23 protein-coding genes are annotated in these 26,422 nt (G+C 70.3%); 17 read left to right on the plus strand and 6 right to left on the minus strand.

Going from position 1 to position 26,422, the window contains the following annotated elements; genetic code table 11:
- Positions 1 to 699, minus strand: a complete 699-nt coding sequence (locus DJ69_RS03225) for a phosphoglycerol geranylgeranyltransferase (protein ID WP_099254272.1) — start codon at positions 697 to 699, stop codon at positions 1 to 3.
- A gap of 87 nt (positions 700 to 786) precedes the next feature.
- Positions 787 to 1,866, minus strand: coding sequence for a tubulin/FtsZ family protein (locus tag DJ69_RS03230; RefSeq protein WP_099254273.1), 1,080 nt, complete (start codon positions 1,864 to 1,866; stop codon positions 787 to 789).
- A 76-nt stretch (positions 1,867 to 1,942) separates the two neighbouring features.
- On the opposite strand from DJ69_RS03230, the gene DJ69_RS03235 reads away from it, so the two are divergent.
- From DJ69_RS03235 to DJ69_RS18200, 12 genes are all read left to right on the plus strand, one after another.
- Positions 1,943 to 2,614 (plus strand): DUF7310 family coiled-coil domain-containing protein, encoded by a 672-nt coding sequence (locus DJ69_RS03235; protein WP_099254274.1) that lies wholly within the window; start codon positions 1,943 to 1,945, stop codon positions 2,612 to 2,614.
- 27 nt (positions 2,615 to 2,641) lie between these two features.
- A complete protein-coding gene (locus DJ69_RS03240; protein WP_099254275.1) occupies positions 2,642 to 3,112 on the plus strand; it encodes a DUF7311 family protein in 471 nt (156 codons plus the stop codon).
- Positions 3,113 to 3,145: 33 nt separating this feature from the next.
- On the plus strand, positions 3,146 to 5,098 hold the full coding sequence (locus DJ69_RS03245; RefSeq protein WP_099254276.1) for an ATPase, T2SS/T4P/T4SS family: 1,953 nt from the start codon (positions 3,146 to 3,148) through the stop codon (positions 5,096 to 5,098).
- Entirely contained in the window at positions 5,095 to 6,912 is a 1,818-nt protein-coding gene (locus DJ69_RS03250; protein WP_099254277.1) for a type II secretion system protein, read from the plus strand. Before DJ69_RS03245 ends, DJ69_RS03250 begins: the two co-directional genes overlap by 4 nt.
- Before the next feature lie 66 nt (positions 6,913 to 6,978).
- On the plus strand, positions 6,979 to 7,467 hold the full coding sequence (locus DJ69_RS03255; RefSeq protein WP_099254278.1) for a DUF7283 family protein: 489 nt from the start codon (positions 6,979 to 6,981) through the stop codon (positions 7,465 to 7,467).
- On the plus strand, positions 7,448 to 7,876 hold the full coding sequence (locus DJ69_RS03260) for a DUF7285 family protein (protein ID WP_099254279.1): 429 nt from the start codon (positions 7,448 to 7,450) through the stop codon (positions 7,874 to 7,876). The genes DJ69_RS03255 and DJ69_RS03260 overlap by 20 nt, the downstream gene beginning before the upstream one ends.
- On the plus strand, positions 7,873 to 8,412 hold the full coding sequence (locus tag DJ69_RS03265) for a DUF7284 family protein (RefSeq protein WP_099254280.1): 540 nt from the start codon (positions 7,873 to 7,875) through the stop codon (positions 8,410 to 8,412). The genes DJ69_RS03260 and DJ69_RS03265 overlap by 4 nt, the downstream gene beginning before the upstream one ends.
- Positions 8,406 to 11,717: a DUF7286 family protein gene (locus tag DJ69_RS03270; RefSeq protein ID WP_099254281.1), complete on the plus strand. Its 3,312-nt coding sequence runs from the start codon at positions 8,406 to 8,408 to the stop codon at positions 11,715 to 11,717. The genes DJ69_RS03265 and DJ69_RS03270 overlap by 7 nt, the downstream gene beginning before the upstream one ends.
- Positions 11,718 to 11,759: 42 nt before the next feature.
- Positions 11,760 to 12,209: a DUF5791 family protein gene (locus DJ69_RS03275; RefSeq protein WP_099254282.1), complete on the plus strand. Its 450-nt coding sequence runs from the start codon at positions 11,760 to 11,762 to the stop codon at positions 12,207 to 12,209.
- On the plus strand, positions 12,206 to 13,144 hold the full coding sequence (locus DJ69_RS03280) for an NAD-dependent epimerase/dehydratase family protein (protein ID WP_099254283.1): 939 nt from the start codon (positions 12,206 to 12,208) through the stop codon (positions 13,142 to 13,144). The genes DJ69_RS03275 and DJ69_RS03280 overlap by 4 nt, the downstream gene beginning before the upstream one ends.
- A 105-nt stretch (positions 13,145 to 13,249) precedes the next feature.
- Entirely contained in the window at positions 13,250 to 14,425 is a 1,176-nt protein-coding gene (locus tag DJ69_RS03285; protein ID WP_099254284.1) for a DHH family phosphoesterase, read from the plus strand.
- A gap of 83 nt (positions 14,426 to 14,508) precedes the next feature.
- Positions 14,509 to 14,655 carry a hypothetical protein gene (locus tag DJ69_RS18200; protein WP_180271706.1) on the plus strand — a complete coding sequence of 49 codons (147 nt, stop codon included), beginning with the start codon at positions 14,509 to 14,511 and terminating at the stop codon, positions 14,653 to 14,655.
- Positions 14,656 to 14,744: 89 nt separating this feature from the next.
- On the opposite strand, the gene pan1 is transcribed toward DJ69_RS18200, so the two are convergent.
- On the minus strand, positions 14,745 to 15,962 hold the full coding sequence (gene pan1, locus DJ69_RS03290) for a proteasome-activating nucleotidase Pan1 (RefSeq protein WP_099254285.1): 1,218 nt from the start codon (positions 15,960 to 15,962) through the stop codon (positions 14,745 to 14,747).
- Positions 15,963 to 16,102: 140 nt separating this feature from the next.
- Between pan1 and DJ69_RS03295 the strand changes: the two genes are divergently transcribed.
- The 4 genes from DJ69_RS03295 (at position 16,103) to rad50 (ending at position 20,848) form a co-directional block, all read left to right on the plus strand.
- The gene (locus DJ69_RS03295) at positions 16,103 to 16,366 is read left to right on the plus strand and encodes a MarR family transcriptional regulator (RefSeq protein ID WP_099254286.1); all 264 of its coding nucleotides are present in this window, start codon (positions 16,103 to 16,105) and stop codon (positions 16,364 to 16,366) included.
- A gap of 109 nt (positions 16,367 to 16,475) precedes the next feature.
- Positions 16,476 to 16,808 (plus strand): hypothetical protein, encoded by a 333-nt coding sequence (locus DJ69_RS03300; RefSeq protein ID WP_099254287.1) that lies wholly within the window; start codon positions 16,476 to 16,478, stop codon positions 16,806 to 16,808.
- A gap of 66 nt (positions 16,809 to 16,874) precedes the next feature.
- Positions 16,875 to 18,158: a DNA double-strand break repair protein Mre11 gene (gene mre11 / locus DJ69_RS03305; RefSeq protein ID WP_099254288.1), complete on the plus strand. Its 1,284-nt coding sequence runs from the start codon at positions 16,875 to 16,877 to the stop codon at positions 18,156 to 18,158.
- Positions 18,155 to 20,848 carry a DNA double-strand break repair ATPase Rad50 gene (gene rad50, locus DJ69_RS03310; RefSeq protein WP_099254289.1) on the plus strand — a complete coding sequence of 898 codons (2,694 nt, stop codon included), beginning with the start codon at positions 18,155 to 18,157 and terminating at the stop codon, positions 20,846 to 20,848. Before mre11 ends, rad50 begins: the two co-directional genes overlap by 4 nt.
- Positions 20,849 to 20,869: 21 nt before the next feature.
- Here the strand turns inward: rad50 and DJ69_RS03315 are convergent, their stop codons facing one another.
- The 3 genes from DJ69_RS03315 to DJ69_RS18205 form a co-directional block, all read right to left on the minus strand.
- Entirely contained in the window at positions 20,870 to 21,310 is a 441-nt protein-coding gene (locus DJ69_RS03315) for a DUF7346 family protein (protein WP_099254290.1), read from the minus strand.
- A gap of 27 nt (positions 21,311 to 21,337) precedes the next feature.
- Positions 21,338 to 21,796 (minus strand): DUF7322 domain-containing protein, encoded by a 459-nt coding sequence (locus DJ69_RS03320; protein WP_099254291.1) that lies wholly within the window; start codon positions 21,794 to 21,796, stop codon positions 21,338 to 21,340.
- A 137-nt stretch (positions 21,797 to 21,933) separates the two neighbouring features.
- Positions 21,934 to 22,107 (minus strand): DUF7331 family protein, encoded by a 174-nt coding sequence (locus tag DJ69_RS18205; protein ID WP_180271707.1) that lies wholly within the window; start codon positions 22,105 to 22,107, stop codon positions 21,934 to 21,936.
- A 101-nt stretch (positions 22,108 to 22,208) separates the two neighbouring features.
- Here DJ69_RS18205 and DJ69_RS03325 point away from each other — a divergent pair, with 101 nt between their 5' ends.
- Positions 22,209 to 26,312 carry a DNA polymerase domain-containing protein gene (locus DJ69_RS03325; RefSeq protein WP_099254292.1) on the plus strand — a complete coding sequence of 1,368 codons (4,104 nt, stop codon included), beginning with the start codon at positions 22,209 to 22,211 and terminating at the stop codon, positions 26,310 to 26,312.
- Positions 26,313 to 26,422 lie beyond the last annotated feature (110 nt).

Genomic DNA, 26,422 nt, shown 5'->3' on the forward strand with positions numbered 1-26,422 from the left:
CTACGCGTCCTTCGCGCCCTTCACCGTCTCGCGGACCGCGTCGACGCCCTCGTCGTGGAGGAGGTCGCCGACGACGATCACGTCGCTGTGGGCGGCCATCTCGTTGGCCGACTCGTAGCCGTGGATGCCGCCGCCGTAGAAGAGCGTGGCCTCGTCGAGCGCGTCGTGGGCGGCGGCGACCTTCTCCGTGTCGCCGAACATGCCCGAGTACTCGACGTAGACGATCTCCTGGCCGAACATGCGCTCCGCTACCTTCGCGTAGGCCGCCACGTCGTCGGCGCTGAGGTCGCAGTCGGCCTCGGTCAGCTGGGCGACCGACGCCTCGGGGTTCATCACGATGTACGCCTCGGTGTGCGTCCGGCTCCAGTCGAGGTCGTCGATCCGCACCCACTCCTTGTGCGCGCCGGTGATCCAGAACGGGCCGCCGGCGTTGAACACCGTCGGGATCAGGTACCCCTCGAGCGCGGGCGAGTCGATAACGACGCCCGGGTTCGACGGCTCCTGATACAGCGGCACGTCGTACTCGGCGGCGGCGTCGACGACGCGGGTCATCTTCTCCGCGGTGACGTCGAGGGTCCCGCCGATCTCGATCGCGTCGGTCCCGGTCCGGCAGACGTCCTCGAAGGTGTCGTTCCCGTACAGCTCCTTGTCCGGGTCGACCTTCAGCACGTGGTCCCAGTCGTCCCACGGGTTGTTCATCGGAAACGACTCCAGCGGGCGGAACCAAAAAGGTGCGGAACCTGTCTCGCCGGCGCGGTCGACGCCGCCGGTCCGCGCGACGAGGGCTCAGAGCAAGTCGTCGAGCTCGTCGTTCTGGAACGCTTCGGCGGGGTCGGGCTGTCCCTCGGGCTCGTCGCGGACGGCCTGCCGTGCGCGTTCGAGGAACTCCTCGACGCGGCGCGAGCGCTCGACGCCGCCGAGGAGGACCAAGGCGGCCACCTGATCGGAGTCGAGCGGGAAGTCCCCGCCGCGCACCTGCATCGAGCCGGTCTCCTCTTGGAGCCACTTGCGCGCCTTCTCCGCGCCCTTCCGGGAGATCCGCTCGGGGTCGCCCGCGATGGCGACCAGGGCGGCGTCCGCCTCGGTCGCGTTGGGGAGCGACATCCCCGTCATCACCGCGCTCCGGACCGTGCTCATCACGGTCGTCACGTTCTCCTCGGGGTCCGCGGCGGCGGGCGCGGACGCGAACCCGGCCGCGGCCATGCCGCCGGCGCGCAGCGTGTTGATCACCTCGCTCGTGTCGACGACCGACTCGGCGACCCCCTCCACCGACTCGCCGGCCGCGAGGAGGAGCCCGACCCGCTTCGCCATCGAGGCGTTGATCGCGGCGTAGCCGCCCTCGACCGACTCTCCCGAAGAGCGCCACGCGTCGTTGTCAAGCAGGAGTGTCGCGTCGGCCTCACGGACCAGCGTCTTCAGCGACCGTCCGGCGTTCACCTGGTACATCGCCCCCTCGTCGCGGCCCGGGAGGATCCCGACCGCGTACACCGGGATGTCGTACACGCGGCTCAGCTCGCGGACGAGCACCGGCGCGCCGCCGGAACCGGTGCCGCCGCCGAGTCCCGCGACCACGAACAGCGCCTCCGCGGCGGCGTTCACCTTCGGCGCGAGCGCGTCGAGCACCTCGACGGCGTCTTCCGTCATCACTTCGGCGCCGAGCTCGTTGTCGCCGCCGACGCCGTGCCCGTTTACCCGAGACTGACCGACGAGGACCGTGTCGAGCGGGAGGGGATTCAGGTCCGCCGACGCGGTGTTTACTGCGAGCGCGTCGAGCACCGCACCGTAGCCGGCGTCGGCGTCAAACTCAGCGAGCGCGGTCGTGAGCTTCCCGCCCGCCTGTCCGACGCCGAGGAGGACCGCTTTCATGATCGTAAGATAACCGATCACGTGGTAATACCTTTTCCCCCGATGTTTAAGTAGAGAACTGCGGCCAATCGGCCGCGTGACCGACGACACGAGCGACCATGACCGACCGATCGTCGACGCCGACGAACCGTCCGAGACGGCGAGCGACGGGCGTTCGGAACAGCCACGGGCTTCCCACCGATCCGACCGCACGCCGGTCGAGACGGCCGAACGGGGCGACGACCGCGTCGAAGAGCGCCTCCGCGCGGTCGAGCGCGCGCTCACCGAAACCGACGACGCGGTCGCCGACGTGACCGACGAGGCGACCGCGACCGCTGAGCGAGCGGAGCTGTCGAAGCGACTCGACGACCTCGAGGGCCGCGTCGAGGAGTTGGAGGCGGCGACGCAGGCGATCAGAGGCTACGTCGGATCGGTCCGGGCGGTCAACCAGGCGGTCGAGCGCCGCGCCGATCTGGCGCTCGCGAAGGCGAGCGAGAACGGCGGCGTGGCCGCGGACGACGGAGCGACCGCGAGCGACGGCGAGGTCGCGAACGCGAACGAGGTCGGAGACACGACCGGCAGCGGCGGGCTCGACGGCGGCGTCCCCAGCGAGACCGATCTCGATACCGCCGTTCCAGCGGACCGGCGCCGAGGAGCGGGGGCGGGAGCGCCGGCAGAACCGGGAGCCGATCGGCTCGAGACGGACGAGGAGAGCGCGGACGACTCGTGGGGCTCCGGCGCGCTGGATCGGCTCCGTGACTCGCTGTAACCGACTCCGTGTCGCGGAGGCGAGCCGGTGATTCGCGTCGTTCTCACGGTCCTCGTCGCCGTCGCGCTCCTCGCGGTCTCGATGCCGGCGCTGGAAGACGCCCGCGCCGTGACGACCGACGAACGGCTCGAGGCCGAGTCGGACCGCGTCGAGCGGGCGATCGGGGGGCTCGCATCCGGGTCGATGAGCGTCTCTGACCCGTCGCTGGCCGCCCGGACGACGGTGACGGTCCGTGCGCCGAGCGGCGTCGCTGCCGCGCGGATCGACCGGCTCGCGCTGGTCGAACCGGAACGGCCGGGGGACGAGTCCGGCGCCGCGCTTCGGTATCGGATCGGCGGCGGACGCGACCGGACGGTCCGGATCGCTCCCGAGGCGGCGGCCGCGAGTGTCGACGTCGTCGACGGGCCGATCGCGCTCCGGACGCGCGGCGAGAGCCGTCTGGAGCTCCGACTCGTCGACGAGGACGGCCCGACTGTCGAGATCGCGCGACTCGAGTGAGGGTTTATACGTGATACCGAGGGCACGCCCGCCATGAGCTTCGATCTTCAGTCGCTGTCTCCGCTCGACGGCGACGCCGCGCCGCTCCGATCGCTTCCGTGGGGCGGCGGCGACGGTGACGACTGTCACTGCGATCCGTCGTTCAGAGAGCCGGCGGGGACCGGCGTCGAGGGGCGCGTGGTTCTCGCGGTCGACTCCGACGACTGCCCCGGACGCGGCGACCTCGCCGCGAGCCCCGACTGCCTCGCGACCGTCGTGGAGGCGCTGACCGAACGCGACGCCGACGTGGTCCGGACGCGTCACGCCGGTCGGGAGCGAACCTACGCCGGCCGGGCCGCGGCGTGTCTGATCGCCGCCGGGCGGTTCCGAGAACAGGTCGAGTTCCACGAGACGCGGCTCGCGGAGCGGGTGACTCGCGAGCCGGTAGCGGCGGCGCGGGAGGCGAGCGGCCGTGAGGGGTCGCCGAAGCGAATCGCCGCGGAGACCGGGTTGATCGAGACCGTCGCGAACGCAGGGGAGGTCGACGACGTGCTCCGCGCACACTCCGGGCCGACGATCGCGGCGACGCGCGTCGCGTCGGCGCCGCCGTCGGACGCGGCGCTCGTGGACCGGTGGGAGATCGACACCGGCGCGACCGTGCGGCTGTACGAGGGTGCGGGGCCGCTGCGGACGTACCACCTCACCCCGCCGTCGACGCGGCTTGACGACGAGGCGGTCGAGCGCCTCGCCGCGGCCAAGGACCGACTCCTCGACGACCCGACCGGCGGCGACAGGGCGCCAGGTCGGGCGGTACGGTCGGTCGCGGCGGCGGGCGATCCGGTCTCGACGCTGGTCGACGTGCTCCGGCGGCACACCCGTGGATACGGCGCGTTCGAGCACGTGTTCGCCGACGACCGCGTGAGCGACGCGACGCTCTCGGCCCCCGTCGAGGAGAACCCGCTTCGGGTCGTCGTCGACGGAGAGCGCTGTCGCACCAACGTCAGGCTGCCGCCCGAGGGCGCCGCGACGCTGGCGTCGCGACTTCGACGGACGAGCGGGCGGGGGTTCTCCCGCGCGAGTCCGACGCTCGACGCGACGATCGAGACCGAAGCCGGTCGCGTGCGGGTCGCGGCGACGACGGGCCCCGCCAGCGACGGCCTCTCATTCACGTTCCGTCGCGGCGACCCGGACGCGTGGACCCTCGCGCGGCTCGTGGACGTCGAGACGATCACCCCGGCGGCCGCCGGGCTCCTTTCGGTGGCGGTCGAGCGGGGCGTAACCGGTCTCGTCGCCGGCGGCCGGGGCGCGGGGAAGACGACCGCGCTCGGGTCGCTGCTCTGGGAGCTGCCCACCGAGGCGAGATCGATACTGATCGAGGACACCCCGGAGCTGCCCGCCGAAGCGGTGGCCGCGGCCGGACGCGACGTCCAGCGACTCCGCGTGGGCGACGGCGCCGAACCGTCGCCGAGCGAGGCGGTTCGGACCGCGCTCCGGCTCGGCGGCGGCGCAATCGTCGTCGGCGAGGTCCGCGGCGAGGAGGCGGCGGCGTTGTACGAAGCGATGCGCGTCGGCGCCGCCGGCGAGGCGGTCCTCGGGACGATCCACGGCGAGGATCCCGGCGCGGTCCGAGAGCGTGTCGTCAGCGACCTCGGCGTCTCTCCCTCCTCGTTCGCCGCGACCGACCTGATCGTCGTGCTCGACGACCACCGCGTCCAGACGGTCGCAGAGGTCGTCGGACACGACGGAGACACCTCGTTCGAGCCGCTGTTCGAGCGAACCGGAGCGGGACTGACTCCCACCGGGCGGATCGATCGCGGAGAGAGCCGGCTCGTCGAATCGGTCGCCGAGACCGGCGAGTCGTACGCAGCCGTCCGCGAAGCCATCGATCGACGAGCGAACAGCATCGGGGAGGCAGCGAGAACCAGCCGGATCGCGCCGGAACGCTACGTCGGCCGCGACGGGACCGGTCGGCCGAGGGGCGGCGATGTCGCCGGTGGCGACCGATGACCGGGCCAGACGGCGATCGTGATCGGGTGCCGCGACGCAGTCCGGGGGACCGCGAGGAGGGATCGGCGGAGCTCCGTCGGGCCGTGGCGTTCCTCGGGTGGGAGGCGACGAGCTCCCGGGTGATCGAAGCGGGATACCGGGCGGGAGTGGGAGTCGGCCTCGCCTGCGCCGTCGTCGTCGCGTTCGTCTCCGGACCCGTTCCGGGACTGCTGTTCGGGCTGGCGGGCGGTCTGGGTACCGTGCACGCCGTCCATCGCGGACCGGTGTGGCTCGCCTCGCTCCGCCGGACCAGAGCCTTGGGGGCGGCGCCCGGGCTCGTCGGGCGCCTCGTGTTGCGGATGCGGTTGGATCCGTCGACCGAGCGCGCCGTTCGGTTCGCCGCGCGGACCGGCGACGGGCCGCTCGCCGAGGGGCTCGCTCGACGCGAGCGATCGAACGCCGACGGGCCGACCAGTGGACTCCGGGAGTTCGCCCGCGAGTGGCAGCCATGGTTTCCGGCGATCGATCGGGCGGCGGCGCTCGTCCGGACGGCGGCGTCGGCGCCGCCAGAGCGTCGAGGTCGGTGTCTGGACCGCGCGCTCGACGCGACGATCGCCGGAACGACCGATCGGCTCGCCGCCTTCGTCGGCGAGGTCCGGGGGCCCGTCTCGGCGCTGTACGCCTTCGGAGTGTTGCTCCCCCTCGTGCTCATTGCCCTCCTTCCGGCGGCCGCCGCGGCTGGCGTCCCGATCGGTCCCGGGATCGTCGCGGCGCTGTACCTCGGCGTGTTACCCGCGGGACTGCTCGCGGCCTCGGCGTGGCTCCTCTCCCGGCGTCCGGTCGCGTTCGCGCCGCCGAGCATCGGTGGAGACCACCCGGATGTCCCGGAGAGGGGGATCCACGCCGCGGTCGCGGGGGCGGGAATCGGGGCCGTCGCCGCCGCCGTCGCGGCGCGGGTCGCCGCCGGATGGGCCGCGCCGGTCGCAGGGGTCGGCGTTGGCACCGGCGTGGCGCTGTTCGTCGCCGTCCGTCGTCGCAGAGCGGTGCTGTCGAACGTCCGCGCCGTTGAGCGCGCTCTTCCGGACGCGATGACGGTGATCGGCGGCGACGTGGCCGAGGGCGTCGCCGTCGAGACCGCGATTGCGCACGCCGGCGAGCGGCTCGACGGCGCGACCGGCGAGCTGTTCGAACTCGCCGGGCGACGGAGCGAGACGCTCCGCGTCGGCGTCCGAGAGGCGTTTCTCGGCCGCGGCGGCCCGGCGGTTCCGGTGCCGTCGCCCCGAGTGAAGGGCGCGGTCGCGCTGCTTTCCGTCGCGGCGCGAGAGGGGCGTCCGGCGGGCGACGTGTTGCTCGAACTCGCCGACCAGCTTGAGGACCTCCGGGAACTCGAGAGCGACGCGCGGCGACAGCTCGCGACGGTGACGGGAACTCTGACGAACACCGCCGCGGTGTTCGCGCCGCTCGTCGGCGGAGCGACGGTCGCGCTCGCCACCGGTATCGACACCGTCGACGCCGGGGGACTGGGCGCCGGAGCGGCGGCCGGGGCGGACGCTCTCAGTACGGGCGGCGTCGACGGCTCCGGTGCCCTCGGCGCCGACACGGGCGGAGGCGGTGCAGGGTCGAAGTCGGGTACCGGCGGTGCGCTCTCGGTACCGGTGCTCGGGCAGATCGTCGGCGCGTACGTGTTGATCCTCGCGGCGCTCCTCACCGGGCTGGCGACCGGTCTCGAACGGGGGTTCGACCGGACGCTCGTCGCCTATCGGGTCGGGATCGCGCTCCCGACCGCGACCGCGACGTACCTCGTCGCGTTCCTCGGCGCCGGGGTGCTGCTGTAGCGAAACGGAAAGTGCGCCGAGGCCTGCGGACGAGCGTTTAAGTGCGAAGCCGCGGCCAGCCGGCCCGTGTTCGAGACCCATCTCGACGCCACGTACGCGTGGCTCGGCCTGGCGCTAGTGAGCGTCGCGGCTGTCGGCGTCGTCGCCGCGCTCCCTGCCTCTCCGCCGCCGGACGCGAGCGGCGTCGCGCACACGATCGATTCGGTCGCCGCCGGCGAACACCCCGCGACGGCGGAGCACGGACTCGCCGCGGACCGCATTCGCCTCACCGACCGTTCGGTTGCGCTCGGCGGCGAAGGCGGGGCCGCGCGGGCGCCGCTGCGCGCACCGCGGGTAACCCCGGTTCCGACGGAGCGACACGGAGCCTCGGACGCCGACGGGCTCCGGCGAGTGCTCGGCGGCGTCCCGCCCGACGCCGCGTTCGACGATCCCGAGGCCTTCGCGGCCGCCGCCGAACGTGCCCGGGCGAGAGACGACGAGTGGCGTCCGGCACCGGATCGGCTGACGGTGAGACGCGTTCACTACGGAGGAGTACGTGTCACGCTCGTCGGGTGAGGGGTTCCTGCGCGGGGACCGTGCCGCAGTCGAACCGCTCGCCGCGCTCGTCGCCGTGCTCGCGGTGGGCGCGGCGCTGGGAGTGTACACTGTCGCACTCGACGACGCGGCGCCGGATCGGGAGCGCCCGACGGCCGAAACGACGCTCGATCGGGTCGAGCCGGTGGTGACGAGGGGCGGTATCGTCGAGCCGGAACGGCTGCGCGGTGTCGATGAGTTCCGATACGCCGCGACCGTCACGATCGAGGCCGACGGGAAGACGTGGCGGGTCCGGTCGGGTGACAGGGCCCCGGCGCCGACAACCACCCGGCGCACGGACGCGGTCGCGGTCGCCGAGCGGACGGTAACGGTCGGCGTCGGACCGGGGCAGAACGACCGCGGAACCCTTCGGGCGGTGGTGTACCGATGACGAGCACCGTGCTCGACATGACGGTGCTGCTCCTGTGCGTCTCCGCGAGCGTCGTCGCGCTCGGTGCGGTCGGGAACGACCCCGCGGCGGCGGGACCTCGAGCCACCGAAGTCGCCGATCTGGTCGCCACGGAGACGGTGACGGTGACGTACGCGTCGGACGAGGCGCCGAACGGGACGCGAACGATTCACGCGACACGCGCAGAGCTGGTGGCGCTGGTGGCGACCGAACGCGGAGGAGAAAGCGAAGAGCGCGCGCCGAGAGGGACGTTCGAATCCGAAGCGCTAGCGGCCGTCAAGCGAGGCATCGGTCCGCGAACGCGGATCGACGCGGAGGGAGGTGCGGGAGCGTCAGACGGCGCCGCGAGCGAAAGCGAATCGGGGGACCTGTCGACCGCGTCCGTATCGTCGGCGTCGATCGCCGTCGGGAGCGAACCGCCGCGGAGCGCTGACGTCACGGTCGCGGTGATCGCGCATCCGGCACCGAACGGCTCGGGAGAGACCGAAACAGTCAGGATCGTGATCAGGAGGTGGTGAGCGTGGGAACGCGATCGGGCGAAACAGACGCCCCCGGATCCGGTCCGCGATGCCGATCCTTCACCGTCGACGAGCGCGCACGGGTCCCGTTCGCGCTGATCGGCGTGCTCCTCCTCGTAACGAGTTCGACGTACGCCGCGGGGATCGCCGATCAGGGGCTCATCAGCGAGGACCGAAGCGTGGAGCGTGCCATCGAGCGCGTCGACGCCGATTCGACCGCCGCGCTCAGGGCCGCGGCCCGTCGGGCGGCTCACGACGCGGCCGCGGAGCCGGTGACGCGGGCGCCAGACGAGACGACCGCTGGCCCGGGAGACGGACACGCCACGACCGCGGTCAGAAACGAGTCCCCCTTCGAAGACGCGTTCCGGATCCGGCTCGCGATCGCCGGTGCCGAGGCGCTGTCGGCCGTCGACGCCGAAGTCGGCGGCGTGAGGGCGTCGGCGTCGCTTCCGGCGGTAGACGATCCCGAGGAGTTGGCGGCGGCGAGAGGCCGGATCCGCGTCGAGTCCGCAGCGAACGGAACCGCGACGCGCGTGACGTTCGAGGACGTGGAGACGACCGCGACGCGGGGCGGGCGAACGATCGTCGAGCGAACGGAAGACCGGACGGTCGTCGTCGCCGTACCGACGCTCGCGGCCCACGAGCGGACGGCGCAGTTCGAGAGGCGGCTCGATCGGGGGCCGACCGAGGGGCCGGGGTTGGGGCGTCAGCTCACCGCAAGCCTCTACCCGATGGCGTGGGCGCGCGGATACGGCCAGTTCGCGGGGGCGCCGGTCGAGAACGTCCTCGCGAACCGCCACGTGGAGCTGTCGACGAACGCGGGGATCGTCCGGACGCAGCGGGACGTGTTCGGCGCGAGCGATCCGAACGCACGCGGTGGGGTGGCACGGGCGACGGCGCGAACCGGAGTCACCGACCTGCTCAAACCGACCGGCGTCGACGAGGGATCGTGGACGGAGGCCGTGCTCAGCGCCCCGACACCGGGAGAGAGCGACGGCGCGGGAAGGAGCCGCGGCTCAGCCGAGAGCGGCGATCTGGCGCCGCAACCGAGCGAGGACGCCGCGTTCGAACCGCCGGGCGATCCGACAGACGAGCGAACGTCGGTCCCGGTCGGCCGCGCGGCCGACGAGGGGGCGACCCGCGTCTACGACGATCTGGACGCGATCATCGAGGACGCCTACCGGGTCGAAGCGAGCGTCGAAACGTCGACGGCGCTGGTCGTCGACGGCGGGCGTCCGACGCCACCGTCACCCGCTGCACCGGAGTCCACGACGACCGGCGGCTGGGACCGCGTCGACCTGACACGGACGGAACGGTCGCCGGTCGTCTCCGGGAGCGGCGTGCCGGAGGGCGTTCCGTCGGGGACGGTCGACCCCGGCGAGCGCGTCTCGTTCGGCGTCGCGACCCGCGAGGCGACCGTCGAGCGCGTCGCGATCGCTGAATGGGAGCGTGTGACGATCCAGCGTGGGCCAAACGGAACCGTCGTCGACGAGCAGGTCCACCGGACGACCACGCGCGACGCGGTGACCGACCGCTACCGGGTGCGAGTGTCGGTGTCGGGGGAACACGCTCCGACCGACGGGGCGCCCGACCGGGCCGCCGCGACGTTCGGCGCGGGCGACACCACCGACGGACCGGACCTGCGCGACGCGCCGTCGGCCGCCCGTGCCGATCTCGGTGTCGACACCGACGGCGGCGTCGACCGGATCGCCGAAGAGGCGGTCAGCCGCGGGGCGGTCCGCGATTCGACGACCGTCGTCGGCTCCCGATCGGCCGGCGATCGGGACGCCGTCGCGGCCGAGGTGGCCGCGCTCGCGAGCGACGTTCGCGACATCGAGACCGAGGCGTCGATGGAGAACGCGGCGTTCGGTGAGGCGGAGCCGTACGCCGACCTCGCTCGCGCGCTCCGCGACCGACGCAGTGCTCTCGTCGACGCGCCGGCGACGTACGACGGCGCCGTTGATCGGGCGGGGACCGCCGCCCGCGCCGCGTACCTCGACGCCGTGATCGACGAGCTCGAGGACGCTGCCGACGACCGCGAACGCGCGACGAACGGGTTTCTCGACCGCGTGAACGGCGCGTTCGACGGCCCCGACGTGGGCGACGCGCTCGCCAGCCGCGAGGCCGCCCGCGACCCCGGAACGTACGCAGTCGGCGCGGACGGTCCGGGTGGGGAAGTGACGTTCGCGCCGCGCGGGTCGCCGGGATACCTTCCGCGGACGACGGTCGACGGAGAGTCGGTCAGCGGCGTGAACGGAACGACGACGCGTCCGCTCGCGGTTCGCAACGTGAACTACGTCACGGTGCCGTACGGGGAGGTGTCGAGCGGCGTCGTCGACCGGATTCTCGGCACCGAGAACACGGTGCGGGTCGGGACCGCCGGTCGGTCGCTCCGCCTGGCGAACGAGGCGCTGGCGGTCGGCGACGACCCCGATCTGCGGGCGGATCGGGACGCGCTCGCCCGACAGATAGACGGATCGCTGGCCGAGGTGGACAGGGAGCTCGAAGCGGCGATCCGGGTCCGGACCTCGCTGTCGCGCGACGAGCGGCGCAGGGCGCTCGACGAGGCCGCAGCGAGCTACGGGACGACGGGCGAACGCGCCGTCGCCGTCGGCAACGGCTCGTACCCGGAACGGGTCGCCGCCGAGGCCGCGAGCGTCGGGTCGCTGTCGCCGGCGGCCGAGGAGGCGCTCGCCGCGAACCTCCGCGTCGCGACTCGGACCGCAGCCGGGAGAGACGCGGTTCGGGTCCCGACCCGGTTCGTCGACGACACGACGAGCGGCGCGCGAGTGCTACTCAGAGACCGGCTGGAGAAGGCGATCGAGCGAGAGGCGGCGCGAGCGGGCGAGGCGGCGGCCGGAACGGTGAGCGAGAAGGCGGTCGAGGAGCTGGGCGAGGAGTGGTCGCTGAAGCCTGCGCGGACCGTCGGCGCGGGGCTTCCGGTCGCGCCCGTTCCGGGGTACTGGGTGACGACCGTGAACGCCTGGCGGGTGCAGGTCCGCGGAGAGTATCCGCGCTTCGCGCTCCGTGCCGACGTGGGAACGCCCGGCGAGCGCTTCGCGTACGTCCGGAGCGAGGGCGACGTGACCGTCGAGGTCGGCGGCGAAACTGTGCAGCTCGGCGAGACGGACCCGGTCGCGTTCGAGACCGAAACGGTGGTGGCCGTCGCGGTCCCGGCCGGTCCGCCCGGCGTCGGCGACGTTGACGGAACTCGCGACGAGCGATCCAAGGGGTGGCCGTGCCCCGGCGCGATGGGGGAGCCGTCACCGAAAGGCGACGGGGGCGGGAGCTGTGCGGAGCCGTGACCCGACCGCAGCCGTTTTGAGACGCGACGACCGAGTGCGACCATGTTTCACGAGGTCGTCGTCGACGGCACGACGGGAGCCGAGAGCGGCGCGGACGAGGTGACCGCGGCAGCCCTGCTCGCGTCGTTCGAGACGCTGGTGAGCGAGGCGGCCGCGGAGGCCGAACGAGAAGCGCTCGCCGAGGAGACGGGACTCGACGAACCGACCCTCGACGCCGCCCTCGGCGGTGACGTGGCGGAGATCCGGTTCGAAGACGCGGCCGCGATCGTCGCCCTTCCGACCGATCGCGACGGCGACGCAGTCGTCGCCGAGGTCCGCGACCACCTGCTGATGGGGATGGCGACCGCGGTGCTCGACGTCGACTCGATCGCCGCCGCGATCGACGCGGATCTCACGGGACAGGAGGTCCAGCAGGCGCTCGAGGGGCGCGCCGCGATGACGCTCGGCCAGCTGGCGGAGATCATGGCGGTCATCGAACAGCGGAAGCCATGAGAGTCGTCGTCGTCGGCTGCGGCTACGTCGGCCTCGAACTCGCCCGACAGCTCGCGGAGCGGGGACACGCCGTGACGGGGGTTCGGCGATCCGACGCCGGGATAGACGCGATCGGATCGGTCGGGGAGCGCATAGACGGCGAGGGGGACGCGGAAGGCGAGGGGCGGGTGGACGCCGTCCGCGCGGACGCGACGGACGCGGCGTCGCTCGACGCGCTGCCCGACGCCGACGCGGTCGTGTTCGCGGCCAGCTCCGGCGGGCGTGGCGCCGCGGCCGCCCGCGAGGTGTACGTCGACGGCCTCCGAAACGTGATCGAGGCGTACGGCTCGCGCGGGTCTGCTCCGGACAGACTCGTCTACACGTCGTCGACGGGCGTGTACGGCGACCACGGCGGCGCGTGGGTCGACGAGGAGACACCGATCGAACCCACGACCGAGAAGACCCGCGTCCTCGCCGAGGCGGAGCGGACCGCGCTGGAGACGGCGGCCGAGTTCGGGATCGACGGGACGGTCGCGCGCTTCGCGGGGCTGTACGGACCCGACCGCTACCGGCTCGACCGCTACCTCGACGGCCCGGTCACGGCCGGCTACCTCAACATGGTCCACCGCGACGACGCCGCCGGGGCGGTCCGATACCTCCTCGAAACCGACCGCGCACGCGGTGACGCGGTTCTGGTCGTCGACGACGAGCCGGCCGACAAACACGCGTTCGCCGACTGGCTGGCCGACGCGTGCGGCGTCGCGCGGCCCGAAAAGCGATCGAAGAGCGAACGGATCGCCGCCGGGGAACTCTCCGAAGCGGCCGAACGGCGGATCCGGACGAGCAAGCGCTGCTCGAACGACCGCCTGCGGGCGCTCGGTTACGAGTTGGCCTATCCGACCTTCAGAGAGGGGTACTGCGACGCGGTGCGGGCGTTCCGAACGGCGGACGAGTGATCCGTCCGACCGGCGCGGCCGGCTTCGCCCCGGTCATCGCGTCGTTGTCGGTGGGTCGAAACGGTAACGAACCTTGATGTATCGTGAGCGAGTCGACCGGCACGTATGTGGTCTCTGAGCGGGATCGACGACCGGCTCTCGCAGGCGGAAGTGCTGGCGCGGGAGAACCCGGAGCTCGTCGTCGTCGCCGCGGTCGTCGCGCTCGTCGCGCTCGTCGGTGCGTACGTGCTGTTCCGCGCTCGCAGGACGCCCGGCGTCAGGTTCCGCCGGCTGTTGGCCGATCGCGACGAGGTCGCGGTGCTGATGCACCCGAACCCGGACCCGGACGCGATGTCGGCGGCGCTCGGCGTCGCGTCGCTCGCGGAGCAGCTCGACGTCGACGCGACGGTCCAGTACCCCGGACAGATTCGTCACCAAGAGAACCGGGCGTTCCGCACGGTGCTCGATCTGGACTTGAAGCCGATCGAGCACGTGAGCGACCTCGCCGCCGAGTCGGTCGTGTTGGTCGATCACAACGAGCCGCGGGGGTTCGCCGGCGCCGACGGTGTGCTCCCGTTCGCCGTCGTCGACCACCATCCCGGCGACGGCGCCGGCGACGCGTTCACCGACGTGCGGACCGACTACGGCGCGACGGCGTCGGTGATCGCGGAGTACTTCCAACAGAACGGCGCGACGCCGGTGCCGCCGGACAAGCACGCGAGCGAGACGGACAGCGACCTCACGCTCCCCACCGACACGGCGACGGGGCTCCTGTACGGGATCCTCACCGACACGAAACATCTCACCGTCGGCGCGAGCGAACCCGACTTCGCCGCCGCCGCGTACGTGTACCCCGGCGTCGACCAGGACCGGCTCGACCGGATCGCCAACCCCGCGGTCGACGCCGAGGTGTTGGAGGTGAAGGCGCGGGCCATCGCCGGCCGCCGCATCGAGGGGTCGTTCGCGGTCGCCGACGTGGGGGGTGTGAACAACGTCGACGCGATCCCGCAGGCGGCCGACGAGCTGATCCAGCTGGAGGGCGTCAGCGCCGTCGTGGTGATCGGCGAGCGCGACGGGACGGTTCACCTCTCCGGCCGGTCGCGGGACGACCGCGTCCACATGGGGAACGCCATCGACGCCGTCATGTCCGACCGCGACAACAGCAACGGGGGCGGCCACTCACGGATGGGCGGCGGGACGATCGCGCCGACGGTCGACCCGACCGGCGACGAGGATCCGGAAACCGTCGACCGCGACGCGCTCGCCGACGACCTGTTCCGCGCGATGGCGGGCGACGTGTGAACGGCGACAGACGGCGGGGGAGGAGCAGCGCCGGAGACGGAGCAGCCACCGGGAGTTAAGTCGACAGCGACGAAGGGTCGGGTATGAGCACGGATCTCGCGCTCGGCGATCTGCCGACCGACGACGGGTGGCGCGCGCTCGTCGGCGTCGGCGTCGGTTACGCGATCGCGACCGGACTGATCTTCGCGTTCCTCTTCGTTCTGCCGTACGTGGTCGTACGCGCGCTGTAACGGCCGGCGACGCGTCGAACTGACGGACGGCGTCTCGAACGGTCGACGACGTGACCGAACAGGGGAGAAATCGGAAGCGGTGAGCCGTCTCAGGCGAACGCCAGCGAGTCGTCGGCACCGGTCTCGTCGTCCGTCTGGAGCTTCTCGTGAGCTCCGAGGAAGTCGTCGAGCGTGACCTCGGTGCGGTCGTCGCGGATCGCGAACATCCCGGCCTCCGTGCAGATGGCCTTGATGTCGGCGCCGGACGCGTCCGGCGTCAGCTCGGCGAGCTCGGTGAAGTCGATGTCGCTCGCGAGGTTCATCTTCCGGGTGTGGATCTGGAAGATGATCTCGCGGCCCTCGGTGTTCGGCTTGGGCACTTCGATGAGCCGGTCGAAGCGGCCCGGGCGGAGGATGGCGGGGTCGAGCATGTCGAAGCGGTTGGTGGCGGCGATGATCCGGACCTCGCCGCGCTCGTCGAAGCCGTCCATCTCCGAGAGCAGCTGCATCATCGTGCGCTGGACCTCGGCGTCGCCCGACGTCTTCGAGTCCGTCCGCTTCGAGGCGATCGCGTCGATCTCGTCGATGAAGAGGACGGCGGGCTGGTTCTCCCGCGCGACCTCGAACAGGTCGCGGACCAGCTTCGCCCCCTCGCCGATGAACTTGTGGACGAGCTCGGAGCCGGCCATCTTGATGAAGGTGGCGTCCGTCTCGTTGGCGACCGCCTTCGCGAGCATCGTCTTCCCCGTACCCGGCGGGCCGTACAGCAGGACGCCGCTCGGCGGCTGGATGCCCACGTCCTCGAACATGTCGGGATGTTCGAGGGGCATCTCGACGGTCTCGCGGACCTCCTGCATCTGGTCTTCGAGCCCGCCGATGTCGGCGTAGGTGACGTCGGGCGAGTGCTCGACCTGCATCACGCGGGCGCGCACGTCCGTCTCCTTCTCCAGCTTCTTGACGACGGACAGCGAGTTGTTCACCGCGACCCGGTCGTCCGGGTTGAGCTTCTCGCGCATCTCGGCGGTGATCTCGGTGAGCGCCTCCTGGTTGTTCCCGTGCTGCTTGATGACGGCGCCGTCGGGCGTGATCTCCTGAACCGTCGCCACGAACAGCGGGGACTGCTTCAGCTTCTTATTCTCGTGTGTGAGCCGCTCGAGCTTCTGCTGGTACTTGTTGTTCTCGGCGTTCGCGTCGAGGAGCTTGTCGCGCATCTCCTCGTTTTGCGACTCCAGCACGTCGAGCTCCTCTTGGAGGGACTCGATCTTCTCCTGTCTCGACGCCGACCCCTCGTCGTAGGGGAGCTCGACGTCGTCGACGGTGTCTGTCATTGTGCGTAATAAAGCGTCTCGCGGGTAAGAGGTTTCGGGTGGGGGAGAGATACCAGGCTGTGTTCGCCCAAAATATTTCCAATAGTAATTAAATAGGATAGTAAATATTATCTAATGGCATGAATTAGGAGAGTGTACGCATGAGTGCCACCGACGCCGTCACCGCCGAGGAGGACGTCACGGACCGCTGGAGCGCCGTCAGAGACCTGCCGCCGAGCGCGAAGCTCGTCGCGAAGGTGCTCGACTACAACGACACGCTCACGCAGAGCGAGCTCGCCGAGGAGACCCTGCTCCCGCCTCGGACCGTCAGATACGCGCTCTCGCGGCTGGAGGAGGAGGAAGTCGTCGACTCCCGGTTCTCCTTCGCCGACGCCCGGAAGCGGCTGTACACCCTGTCGGTGTAGCCGATCGGGAGCGACCGCTTCTTCTCGGACCACTCCCCGCCGCGTACACGCTCTCCATCCGACACACCCCAGAGCCACCGCTTATGAGCGATGGCGACCCAGCACGCCCATGGTCTCGACCGCCGCCGTCAAGCGGGCGCTCTCCGCGCTGGCCAGTCGCACCGACACCGCGACCCGACCGTCCGTCGCCGTGATCGACGAGGCCGAGGCCGCGCGGGGCGACCTGCGCCGCGCCGCCGCGTTCGTCGACGCCGACGGGCTCGACCGGCTCGACGACGCGATCGGCGCCGCCGAGCGCGCAGGTGACGAGGCCGACGCGGAACGCGGGCGCGAGGCGCGCGCCGCGTTTCGCCGGTTTCGCGAGGCGGCCGCTGGCAGCGACGAGCGAATCGTCGACGGCTGGAGCGACGAGAACGACGAGAGCGACGAGCGTCGCCGATAACCCGCCGGACCACTTCCGCCCCGCCCCCGGAACCACTAAACCCGATACCGGCCAAGACCGGGGCAGATGACACGGGTGATCCACACCGGCGACACCCACGTGGGGTACGCGCAGTACCACTCGCCGGTCCGACGACAGGACTTCCTCGACGCGTTCGCGGCGGTGATCGACGACGCGATCGACGGAGAGGTCGACGCGGTGGTCCACGCCGGCGACCTCTTCCACGATCGCCGACCCGAGCTCGCCGACCTGATGGGAACGATCTCGGTCCTCCGACGGCTCGACGACGCCGGGATCCCCTTCCTCGCCGTGGTCGGGAACCACGAGGCGACGCGGGGCGGCCAGTGGCTCGACCTGTTCGAGCGGCTGGGGCTCGCGACGCGGCTCGACGACGAGCCGACGGTCGTCGGCGACACCGCCTTCTACGGCCTCGATCACGTCCCCGTTTCGCGCCGCGACGACCTCGACTACGCGTTCGCGGACCACGACGCCGAGTACGCCGCCCTCGTCGCGCACGGGCTCTTCGAACCGTTCGGCTACGCGGACTGGGACACGGAGGAAGTGCTCGCGGAGAGCGACGTGGCGTTCGACGCGATGCTCCTGGGCGATAACCACACGCCCGACGTGGCCGAAGTCAACGGCACGTGGGTCACGTATCCGGGATCGACCGAGCGGGCGAGCGCGAGCGAGCGCGAGGGGCGCGGGTACAACCTCGTCACGTTCGACGCCGACGCCGCCGGGGGCGACGACCGCGTGGAGATCCGGCGGCGGGCCCTCGACACCCGCCCATTCGTCTTCGTGGAGGCGGATCTCCGCGAGGGAGAGGGCGCGGCGCGAGTGCGCGAGCGAGTCCGGCAGCACGACCTCGACGACGCGGTCGTCCTCGTCGACGTGACGGGCGAAGGCGATCCGGTCACGCCGGCCGCAATCGAGGAGTTCGCGACCGACGAGGGGGCGCTGATCGCCCGGGTGACCGACCGCCGCGAGGTGGAGACGGACGCCGAGGTCGACGTGAGCTTCGCCGACCCCGAGGACGCCGTCCGAGAGCGGGTCGAAGAGATGGGGCTGTCGGAGGCCGGACTCGACGTCGAGGAGGCGGTCCGCGCCGACACGGTCCCCGACACGAACGTCAGGGAGACGGTGAAACGACGGATAGAGGAACGGGTCGACGACCCCGACGACCTCGGCGCGTTCGACCGGAGCGAGGCCCGAGACGAGGCCGGCGACGGCGTCGAATCCGAAGCGGACGACGGCGGTTCCGACGAATCGACCGACGGCGACGCCACAACTGAACCGACCGACAGCGGCGACGAGCCTGACGGGCAGGTCTCCATGGAGGACTACCTATGAACTTCGACCGGGTCCGGCTCGCGAACTTCAAGCCGTACGGCGACGCCGACCTCCGACTGGCCGAGGGCGTCACCGTCATCCACGGACTCAACGGCAGCGGGAAGTCCTCGCTCTTGGAGGCCTGTTTCTTCGCGCTGTACGGCTCGAAGGCGCTCGACGGCACCCTCGAAGACGTGATCACGAACGGCGAGGAGGAGACCGACGTGGATCTCTGGTTCACGCACGACGGCGTCTCCTACCACGTCGAGCGGCGACTCAAGCGGTACGACGGGCGGATCGACCACCGGTGCACCCTCGAGTCGACCGACGGGAGCGACGTGTCCCGCGACGGCGCCCGGGCGGTCCGGGAGTTCGTCACCGAGCTCCTCCGGATGGACGCCGAGGCGTTCGTCAACTGCGCGTACGTCCGGCAGGGCGAGGTGAACAAGCTGATCAACGCCACGCCGCGCGAGCGGCAGGACACGATCGACGACCTGCTCCAGCTCGGCAAGTTGGAGGAGTACCGCGAGCGCGCCGGCGCCGCGCGGCTCGGCGTCGAGGACGTGCTGGAGAACCGCCGCGGGCGGCTCGACCAGCTCGACGACCAGATCGCCGAGAAGGAGGAGAAGGGCCTCCACGATCGGCTCAACGCGCTCGAGACCGACCTCTCCGAGGTCACCGACGAGATCGACCGGTACGAGACGCAGCGAGAGCAGGCGAAGGAGACCCGCGAGGCCGCCGCGGAGACGCTGTCGGCCCACGCGGAGAAGCGGGAGAAGCTGGAGTCGATCGAGGCGGAGATCGACGAGCTCGAATCCACGGTCCGGTCGACCGAACGCGAGCGCGACGAGCACCGCGATGCGATACGGGAGAGCCGCGAGCGGATCGCGGAGATCGAGGCCGCGATCGACGAGCGGCTCGACGACGCCGGGATCGACGACGCGAGCGACGAAGCCATCGCCGAGCGGCGCGCCGAACTCGACGACAGGGAGGAGGCGATCCGCGAGGAGCTCGACGACGGGCGAGTGAGCGCCGAGGCGTTCCGGAATCAGGCGACGAACCTCGCCGGGAAGGCCGACGACCGCACCGAACGCGCCGCGGAAGTCGAGGCCGAGGCCGACGACCTCGCCGACGAGGCCGAGGCAGCCGCGGACGAGGCGGACGAGCGCGAAGCCTCGATCGAGGAGCTCCGCGAGGAGGCCGACCGGCTCCGCGAGCGGTTCGCGACCGCCGACGCCGAGGTCGACCGCGACGGCGTCGCCGACGAGCGGGAGGCGCTCCGCGAGCGACGGGGCGAGGTCCGCGAGCGGATCGCGGAGCTGTCGGCGGAGCTGAAAAACGCCCGGGAGCGCGTCGAAGAGGCCGAGGAGCTGCTCGCGGCGGGGAAATGCCCCGAGTGCGGCCAGCCGGTCGAGGACTCGCCGCATGCGAGCGGGATCGACGAGGACCGCGAGCGGGTCGCCGAGCTGGAGGCCGAGCTGGAGGCCGCCCGCGAGCGCGAGGGCGACCTCGGCGACCGGATCGCGGAGCTCGACGACCTCGCGTCGGCGGCGGACCGGCTCGACGAGATCGACGAGACCGTCGAGATGCTCGAAGAGCGGGTCGAGGAGAAGCGCGCGGAGGCGGAGCGGAAGCGAGAGGCGGCGACGGAGAAGCGAGCGCGCGCCGAAGACCTCCGCGAGGAGGCCGAAGAGACCCGCGATGTCGCCGCCCAGAAGCGCGAGGAGGCGACGGAGGCCGCGGCCCGCGTGTCGGAGCTGGAGGACGCGCTCGCGGCGGTCGACGACGCGCGAGAGGCGGTGGCGGCGATCGAGGAGCGGCTCTCCGCGATCGCGGACGCGGAAGGCGAGATCGAGCGCCGCCGCGAGAAGCGGGAGAACCTGAGCGAGGTGAACGACGAGCGACGCGAGCGGCTCGCGGACAAGCGCGAGCGCCGCGACGAGCTCGCCGAGGCGGTCGACGAGGACGCGGTCGACGAGGCGAAGGCGAAGAGAGAGCGGGCGGAGGAGTACCTCGAGCAGGTCGAGGCCGAGCTCGATCGGCTCGCCGAGCGGCGGACCGAGCTCGAGAACGCGATCGGCGGAGTGAACGGCGAGATCCGAGAGCTCGAGAGTCTCCGCGGAGAGCGTGAGGAGCTGGCCGACACGGTCGCGGCGCTCGAAGACCTACACGAGGAGACGAGCGAACTGGAGGCGATGTACGGCGACCTCCGTGCGGAGCTCCGCCAGCGCAACGTCGCCGAGCTGGAGCGCACCCTCAACGAGACGTTCGACCTCGTCTACGGGAACGACGCGTACTCGCACATCGAGCTCGACGGCGAGTACGTCCTCACCGTCTACCAGAAGGACGGAGAGCCGCTCGACCCCGAACAGCTCTCGGGCGGCGAGCGCGCCCTCTTCAACCTCTCGCTGCGCTGTGCGATCTACCGGCTGCTCTCGGAGGGGATCGAAGGCGCGGCACCGACACCGCCGCTCATCCTCGACGAGCCGACCGTCTTCCTCGACTCCGGACACGTCTCCCGGCTGGTCCGGCTCGTCGAGGAGATGCGCGGCTTCGGCGTGCGACAGATCCTCATCGTCAGCCACGACGACGAGCTGGTGGGCGCGGCCGACGAGCTGGTGACGGTGGAGAAGAACCCGCGCTCGAACCGGTCGACGGTGCGGCGGGAGGACGCCGCCGCGCTCGACGTCGCCGAACTCGCCGACGACTGAGCGGGCTCGGGCGGAAGCGCGTCAGTCGGGGCCCGACGACCCGCCCCGCAGCGCCCCCATCGCGTCGACCGCGACCGGCGTCGCCTCGTAGCCGCGCCGCCCCGCGACCTCGACCTCCTCGATCAGGCCGGCCGCGCGGAACTCCGTGAGCGTGCCGTGGAGGTCGGACTCGCACATGTCGGCCGCGTCGAGGAGGTCGATCGCGGCGAGCGGTCCCTCGTCGACGACCACCGCGAGGAGCCCGAGGGACCGGTCGTCGCGGACCGCCCCGAGCGTCCGGCGGACCGGAGCCGGCACGCCCGAGGCCGCGGTCGCGAGCGGCGACTCCCCGTCGACCACGCGAAGCTCGTCGTTGTCGACGTACCGCTCCTCGCCGGTGTCCGGGTTCCGGACCCTGCTCGACTCGGCGGAGCGTTTCACGAGGAGGTACGTCTCGCCGGCCGCGTCACGAACCGTCTGCATGGATCGGAGAAAGCGGTCGCGCGGACATTACGCTTCCGGGGTCTCGGTGTCGTCGTCCCGCTCGACGTCCGGAGCGGAGTCGGCGTCATCCGACTCGGCGACTGGCTCGTCGGTGGCGGCTTCGTCGTCGGAATCCGACTCGGCGGCGTCCCGCGAGCGCTCCCACGACCGGTACGTCTGGTACGTCCGAACGCCCGCGAGAAGGCCGGCGGCGAACAGGGCCGGACCGATCCGCGACCACCCCTCGAAGAACCACAGCATCGGCCCGAGCGCGACGAGGAGCACCGCGGCGTTGGCGTAGATGACGGCGATCACGAACGCGCGAAGCGTCCCCGAATCGACGTCGCTGGCGCCCTCGAAGTCGCCGCCGTCGTCGAACGTCTTCACCGAGGGCGCCTTCGGGATGTCGGGCGTCATCTCCCGCTCGGCGTCGGAGCTCTCGCCGAAGGAGACCTCGCCCTCGTCGTCCTCGTCGAGGCTGAACACGTCGGACGTACGCGGGGACGGGGCAAAGGGGTTCCGTCCGACCGCGAGAAGGCCGGCGACGCGTCGGCTGGGAGTGAGACGCGCGTCGGAGGAACGTGAGACGGACGAAGCGACGACTGCGGCGAGCGGAGCGTCGATCAGGTCGCGTCGGCCAGCCGAACGGTTCGGCTCGCCTCGACCCACGCGAGGGGGTTCGCGGCGTCGAAAAGCACCACGTTCCCGTCGTCCTCGTACACCTCCACCTCGGCGTCGACCGCGTCGCGACCGGCCGGGCGAGCCACCTCGGGTTCCGAACGTGGGTCCGAAGACATAGAGCGTGGTATGCCGTCACACATTATATGCCTTTCCGTGCCGGGACTCCTCGCCGCACCCGAAAGCCGAGTTTTTTAGCCGGGTGCGCCGAAGCGGGGGTATGACTCAGTCGGGGTTGTCGGACTTCTCGTCGGCCAGCGCGGGCGACGGGGAGAGCGACGACACGGAAATCGAACGGGAGGAGCTGGCCGCACAGGAGGCGGCCGCCGTCGCCGGCGGCGGGCGCGGACACGTCAGCGACGTGGTCGACGTCGACGAGGCGAAGTTCCCCGAGTCGACGGGGACCGTCGAGCTGATGATCACCCAGATCGACTACGCCGTCGAGGGGTACGGGAGCGACGAGTACCCCGTCGTCCACGTCTTCGGTCGACGGCCCGTCGAGGACGGTGACGACATCCGCGAACACGTCCGCGTGCTCGGCGTCGAGCCGTACTTCTACGTCCCCACGGCCGACCTCGACCGCGACCCGGTCGAAGAGTACGACGTGGTTATCGGTACCCGCGAGGAGACGCCGGACGGCGAGGGGTACGAGAGCATCCGCGGCGAGCCGCTCACCCGGATCGTGACGCGAACGCCGCGCGACGTGGGGGCCATCCGCGACGACTTCGCGACCAGCTTCGAGGCCGACATCCGCTTCCCGAACCGGTTCCTGATCGACAACGGGCTCAACGGGGGGATCCGCGTGGAGGAGCGCCGGCTCGACGACGGCTCGGGAACGATGCAGGTCCACGAGGGACAATTGGAACCGGCCGAAGTCGACGCCGAGATGCGGGTGAACACCTTCGACATCGAGGTCGACGACCGCCGCGGCTTCCCCGAAGACGGCGAGGAGCCGATCATCTGTCTCACCAGCCACGACTCCTACGACGACGAGTACGTCGTCTGGCTGTACGACGCGCCGGAAGCCGAGATCCCTCCCCCGTCGGATCTCCCGGACTACGAGGGGATCGTCGACGAGGGCGGGGATCTCACCTTCGAGGTGCGCACCTTCGAGGCGGAGGCCGCGATGCTCGACGCGTTCATCGAGTATCTCAACGAGACGGATCCGGACCTGCTGACCGGGTGGAACTTCGAGGATTTCGACGCGCCGTACGTCCTCGACCGCATGGAGGTCCTCGACGACGGGAGCCAGTACGACCTCTCGGTCGACCGGCTCTCCCGGATCGGCGAGGTGTGGCGCTCCGGGTGGGGCGGCCCGGACATCAAGGGCCGGGTCGTCTTCGACCTGCTGTACGCGTACAAGCGGACGATGTTCACCGAGTTGGAGTCGTACCGGCTCGACGCGGTCGGCGAGCGCGAGCTCGGTGTGGGGAAAGAGCGCTACACCGGCGACATCGGCGACCTCTGGGAGCAGGACCCGGAGCGCTTACTGGAGTACAGCATCCGCGACGTGGAGCTGTGCGTCGAGATCGACCGGAAGCAGGACGTGATCGCCTTCTGGGACGAGGTGCGCACCTTCGTCGGCTGCAAGATCGAGGACGCGCCGACCCCAGGCGACACCGTCGACATGTACGTCCTCCACAAGGCGTTCGGGAAGTTCGCGCTCCCGACGAAGGGCCAACAGGAGTCGGAGGATTTCGAGGGCGGCGCCGTCTTCGATCCGATCACGGGCGTCAAGGAGATGGTGACGGTCCAGGACCTGAAGAGCCTCTATCCGATGTGTATGGTGACGATCAACGCCGGCCCGGAGACGAAGGTCGACCCCGCGGAGTACGGCGACGAGACGTACGTCGCCCCCAACGGGACGCACTTCCGGAAGGAGCCGGACGGGATCATGCGCGAGATGGTCGACGAGCTGCTCTCCGAGCGCGAGGAGAAGAAGGCGCTCCGGAACGACCACGACCCGGGCACCGAGCCGTACGAGCAGTACGACCGACAGCAGGGGGCTGTCAAGGTTATTATGAACTCTCTCTACGGCGTGACGGGATGGGATCGGTTCCGGCTGTACGACAAAGAAGGCGCAGCAGCCGTCACGGCGACCGGTCGCGAGGTTATCGACTTCACCGAGGAAGCCGCAGAGGAACTGGGCCACGACGTCGCGTACGGGGACAGCGTCACGGGCGATAGGCCCATCGTCGTGCGCGATCCTGAGGGAACAGTTCGAATCCTGCCAATTGCCGATCTCTTCGAGCGGTCGGACGCGACCGCGAGCGAGAACGTGCTTATTACCGCCGACGGCGGATCGGTCGCTTCGGTGTCGATCGACAAGGAACGGCGTCGCCTGGACGGATGGGAGGCGCTTTCGGTGACCGAGGACACCGAACCGGAGTGGCAGCCGATCGAGCAGGTGATCCGGCACGAGACCGACAAACCGGTGGTGAATCTCCAGCACAAGTTCGGCGAGTCCACGACGACTAGAGACCATTCGTATGTCGTCGAAGAAGACGGACAGCTGGTCGAAACGAAGCCGGAAGACGTCGAAGAGCCACTTCGGGTACCTGATCTCCCCGAGGTCGAAACAGTGGAGAAAATCGACGTGTACGACGTGTTGGAAGGATACACGCGAGAGTATGAGGACGGCCGAAGCGTCGGCAGCGAGAACGCGGAGAAGAAGGTCAAGCGAGTCCACGCGAACGACGACTGGGTCTGGTTCGGCCACAAGCATCACGATGCGATAGAGAAGAGCATCAAGGTACAGCGATACGTCGATTTGGACTCCGAAGACGGACGGGCGCTCGTTCGGTTGCTCGCCGCGTACGTCACCGAGGGGAGCGCATCGACAGTCGAGACGACGGCTTCAAGATTCGGCGCAAGCATCGCCGAATCCAGAACAGAGTGGCTGGAAGGCCTCCAAGAGGATTACCTCCGTCTGTTCGACGGAGCGATAGCGAGTGTTATTGCGTCGGACACGTCCAACGAACGAACCGTCGAGTACGGAACCGACGACGGGGACCAGTCAGTAACGTACGACGACGGCACCCACAAGCTCCAGATGATGAACGAGCTCTCGGCGGTGTTCTTCCGTGAGTTCGCCGGGCAGACGTCGCGTGGGAAGCGCATCCCTGGGTTCGTGTTCAACCTCTCCGACGATCTCCAACAGCTCTTTGTCGACGTGCTCGTCGAGGGAGACGGCTCACGCGAATTCCCGCGGTACTCGGCCGAGTACTGCGAGCGGAATTTCGACTTCGAGACGACGAGTCGAGAACTCGCTGCGGGGCTCTCCACGCTGCTCACACAGCGCGAGGAGAAACACTCGCTGAAGTACAGGGAGAGCAAAGGAAGCTACACGATTCGAACGTGTGATTACTACCGAAACGGGCGGGATCCGGTCGTCGAGGAAGTGGATCACGACGGGTACGTGTATGATCTCAGCGTCGCCGAGAACGAGAACTTCGTCGACGGCGTCGGCGGGGTCGTCCTTCATAACACCGACTCCGTCATGCTGTCTCTCGGACAGGAAGTGGATAAAGCGGAGGCCATCGAGACCTCCTTCGAGATAGAGGACCACATCAACGAGCGCTACGACGACTTCGCGCGAGAGGAGCTCAACGCCGATGCTCACCGCTTCCAGATCGAGTTCGAGAAGCTCTACCGGCGGTTCTTCCAGGCGGGCAAGAAGAAGCGGTACGCGGGTCACATCATCTGGAAGGAGGGGAAGGACGTCGACGACATCGACATCACCGGGTTCGAGTACAAGCGGTCGGACATCGCCGGGATCACGAAGGAGGTCCAGCAGAACGTCATCGAGACGATCGTGACGGGCGACGACATCGACGAGGATCTAGAGGAGGTGAAAGCGTACCTCGTGGACGTGATCGCCGAGGTGCTCGACGGCGACGTGGACCTCGACGAGATCGGGATTCCGGGCGGGATCGGCAAGAAGCTCGACGCCTACGAGACGCCGACCGCGCAGGTGCGCGGAGCGAAGTACGCCAACCGCATGCTCGGGACCAACTTCGGGAGCGGGTCGAAGCCGAAGCGGCTGTACATCGAGAAGGTCCATCCCGACTTCTGGGCACGGATGGAGGAAGAGAAGGGGCTCGACCCGCAGCGAGATCACCTGTACGGGGAGTTCAAACGCGACCCGGACGTGATCTGCTTCGAGTACGCCGATCAGGTGCCCGACGAGTTCGAGGTCGACTGGGAGAAGATGCTTGACAAGACGCTTCAGGGCCCGATCGAGCGCGTCATCGAGGCGCTTGGGATGTCGTGGGAGGAGGTCAAGACGGGGCAAGAACAGACCGGGCTCGGCTCGTTCATGTGAGCCGTTTCGACGCCTGAATCGGAAGCCCGAAAACCGCTTTTCGATAGTTGAGAAAAATTCTTACCGATCTCGGGAGATTCTACGGGGAGATGCGTAACCATTAACCCGCC

Origin of the sequence: Halorubrum persicum, assembly GCF_002727125.1 — an archaeon.
GTDB lineage: Archaea > Halobacteriota > Halobacteria > Halobacteriales > Haloferacaceae > Halorubrum > Halorubrum persicum.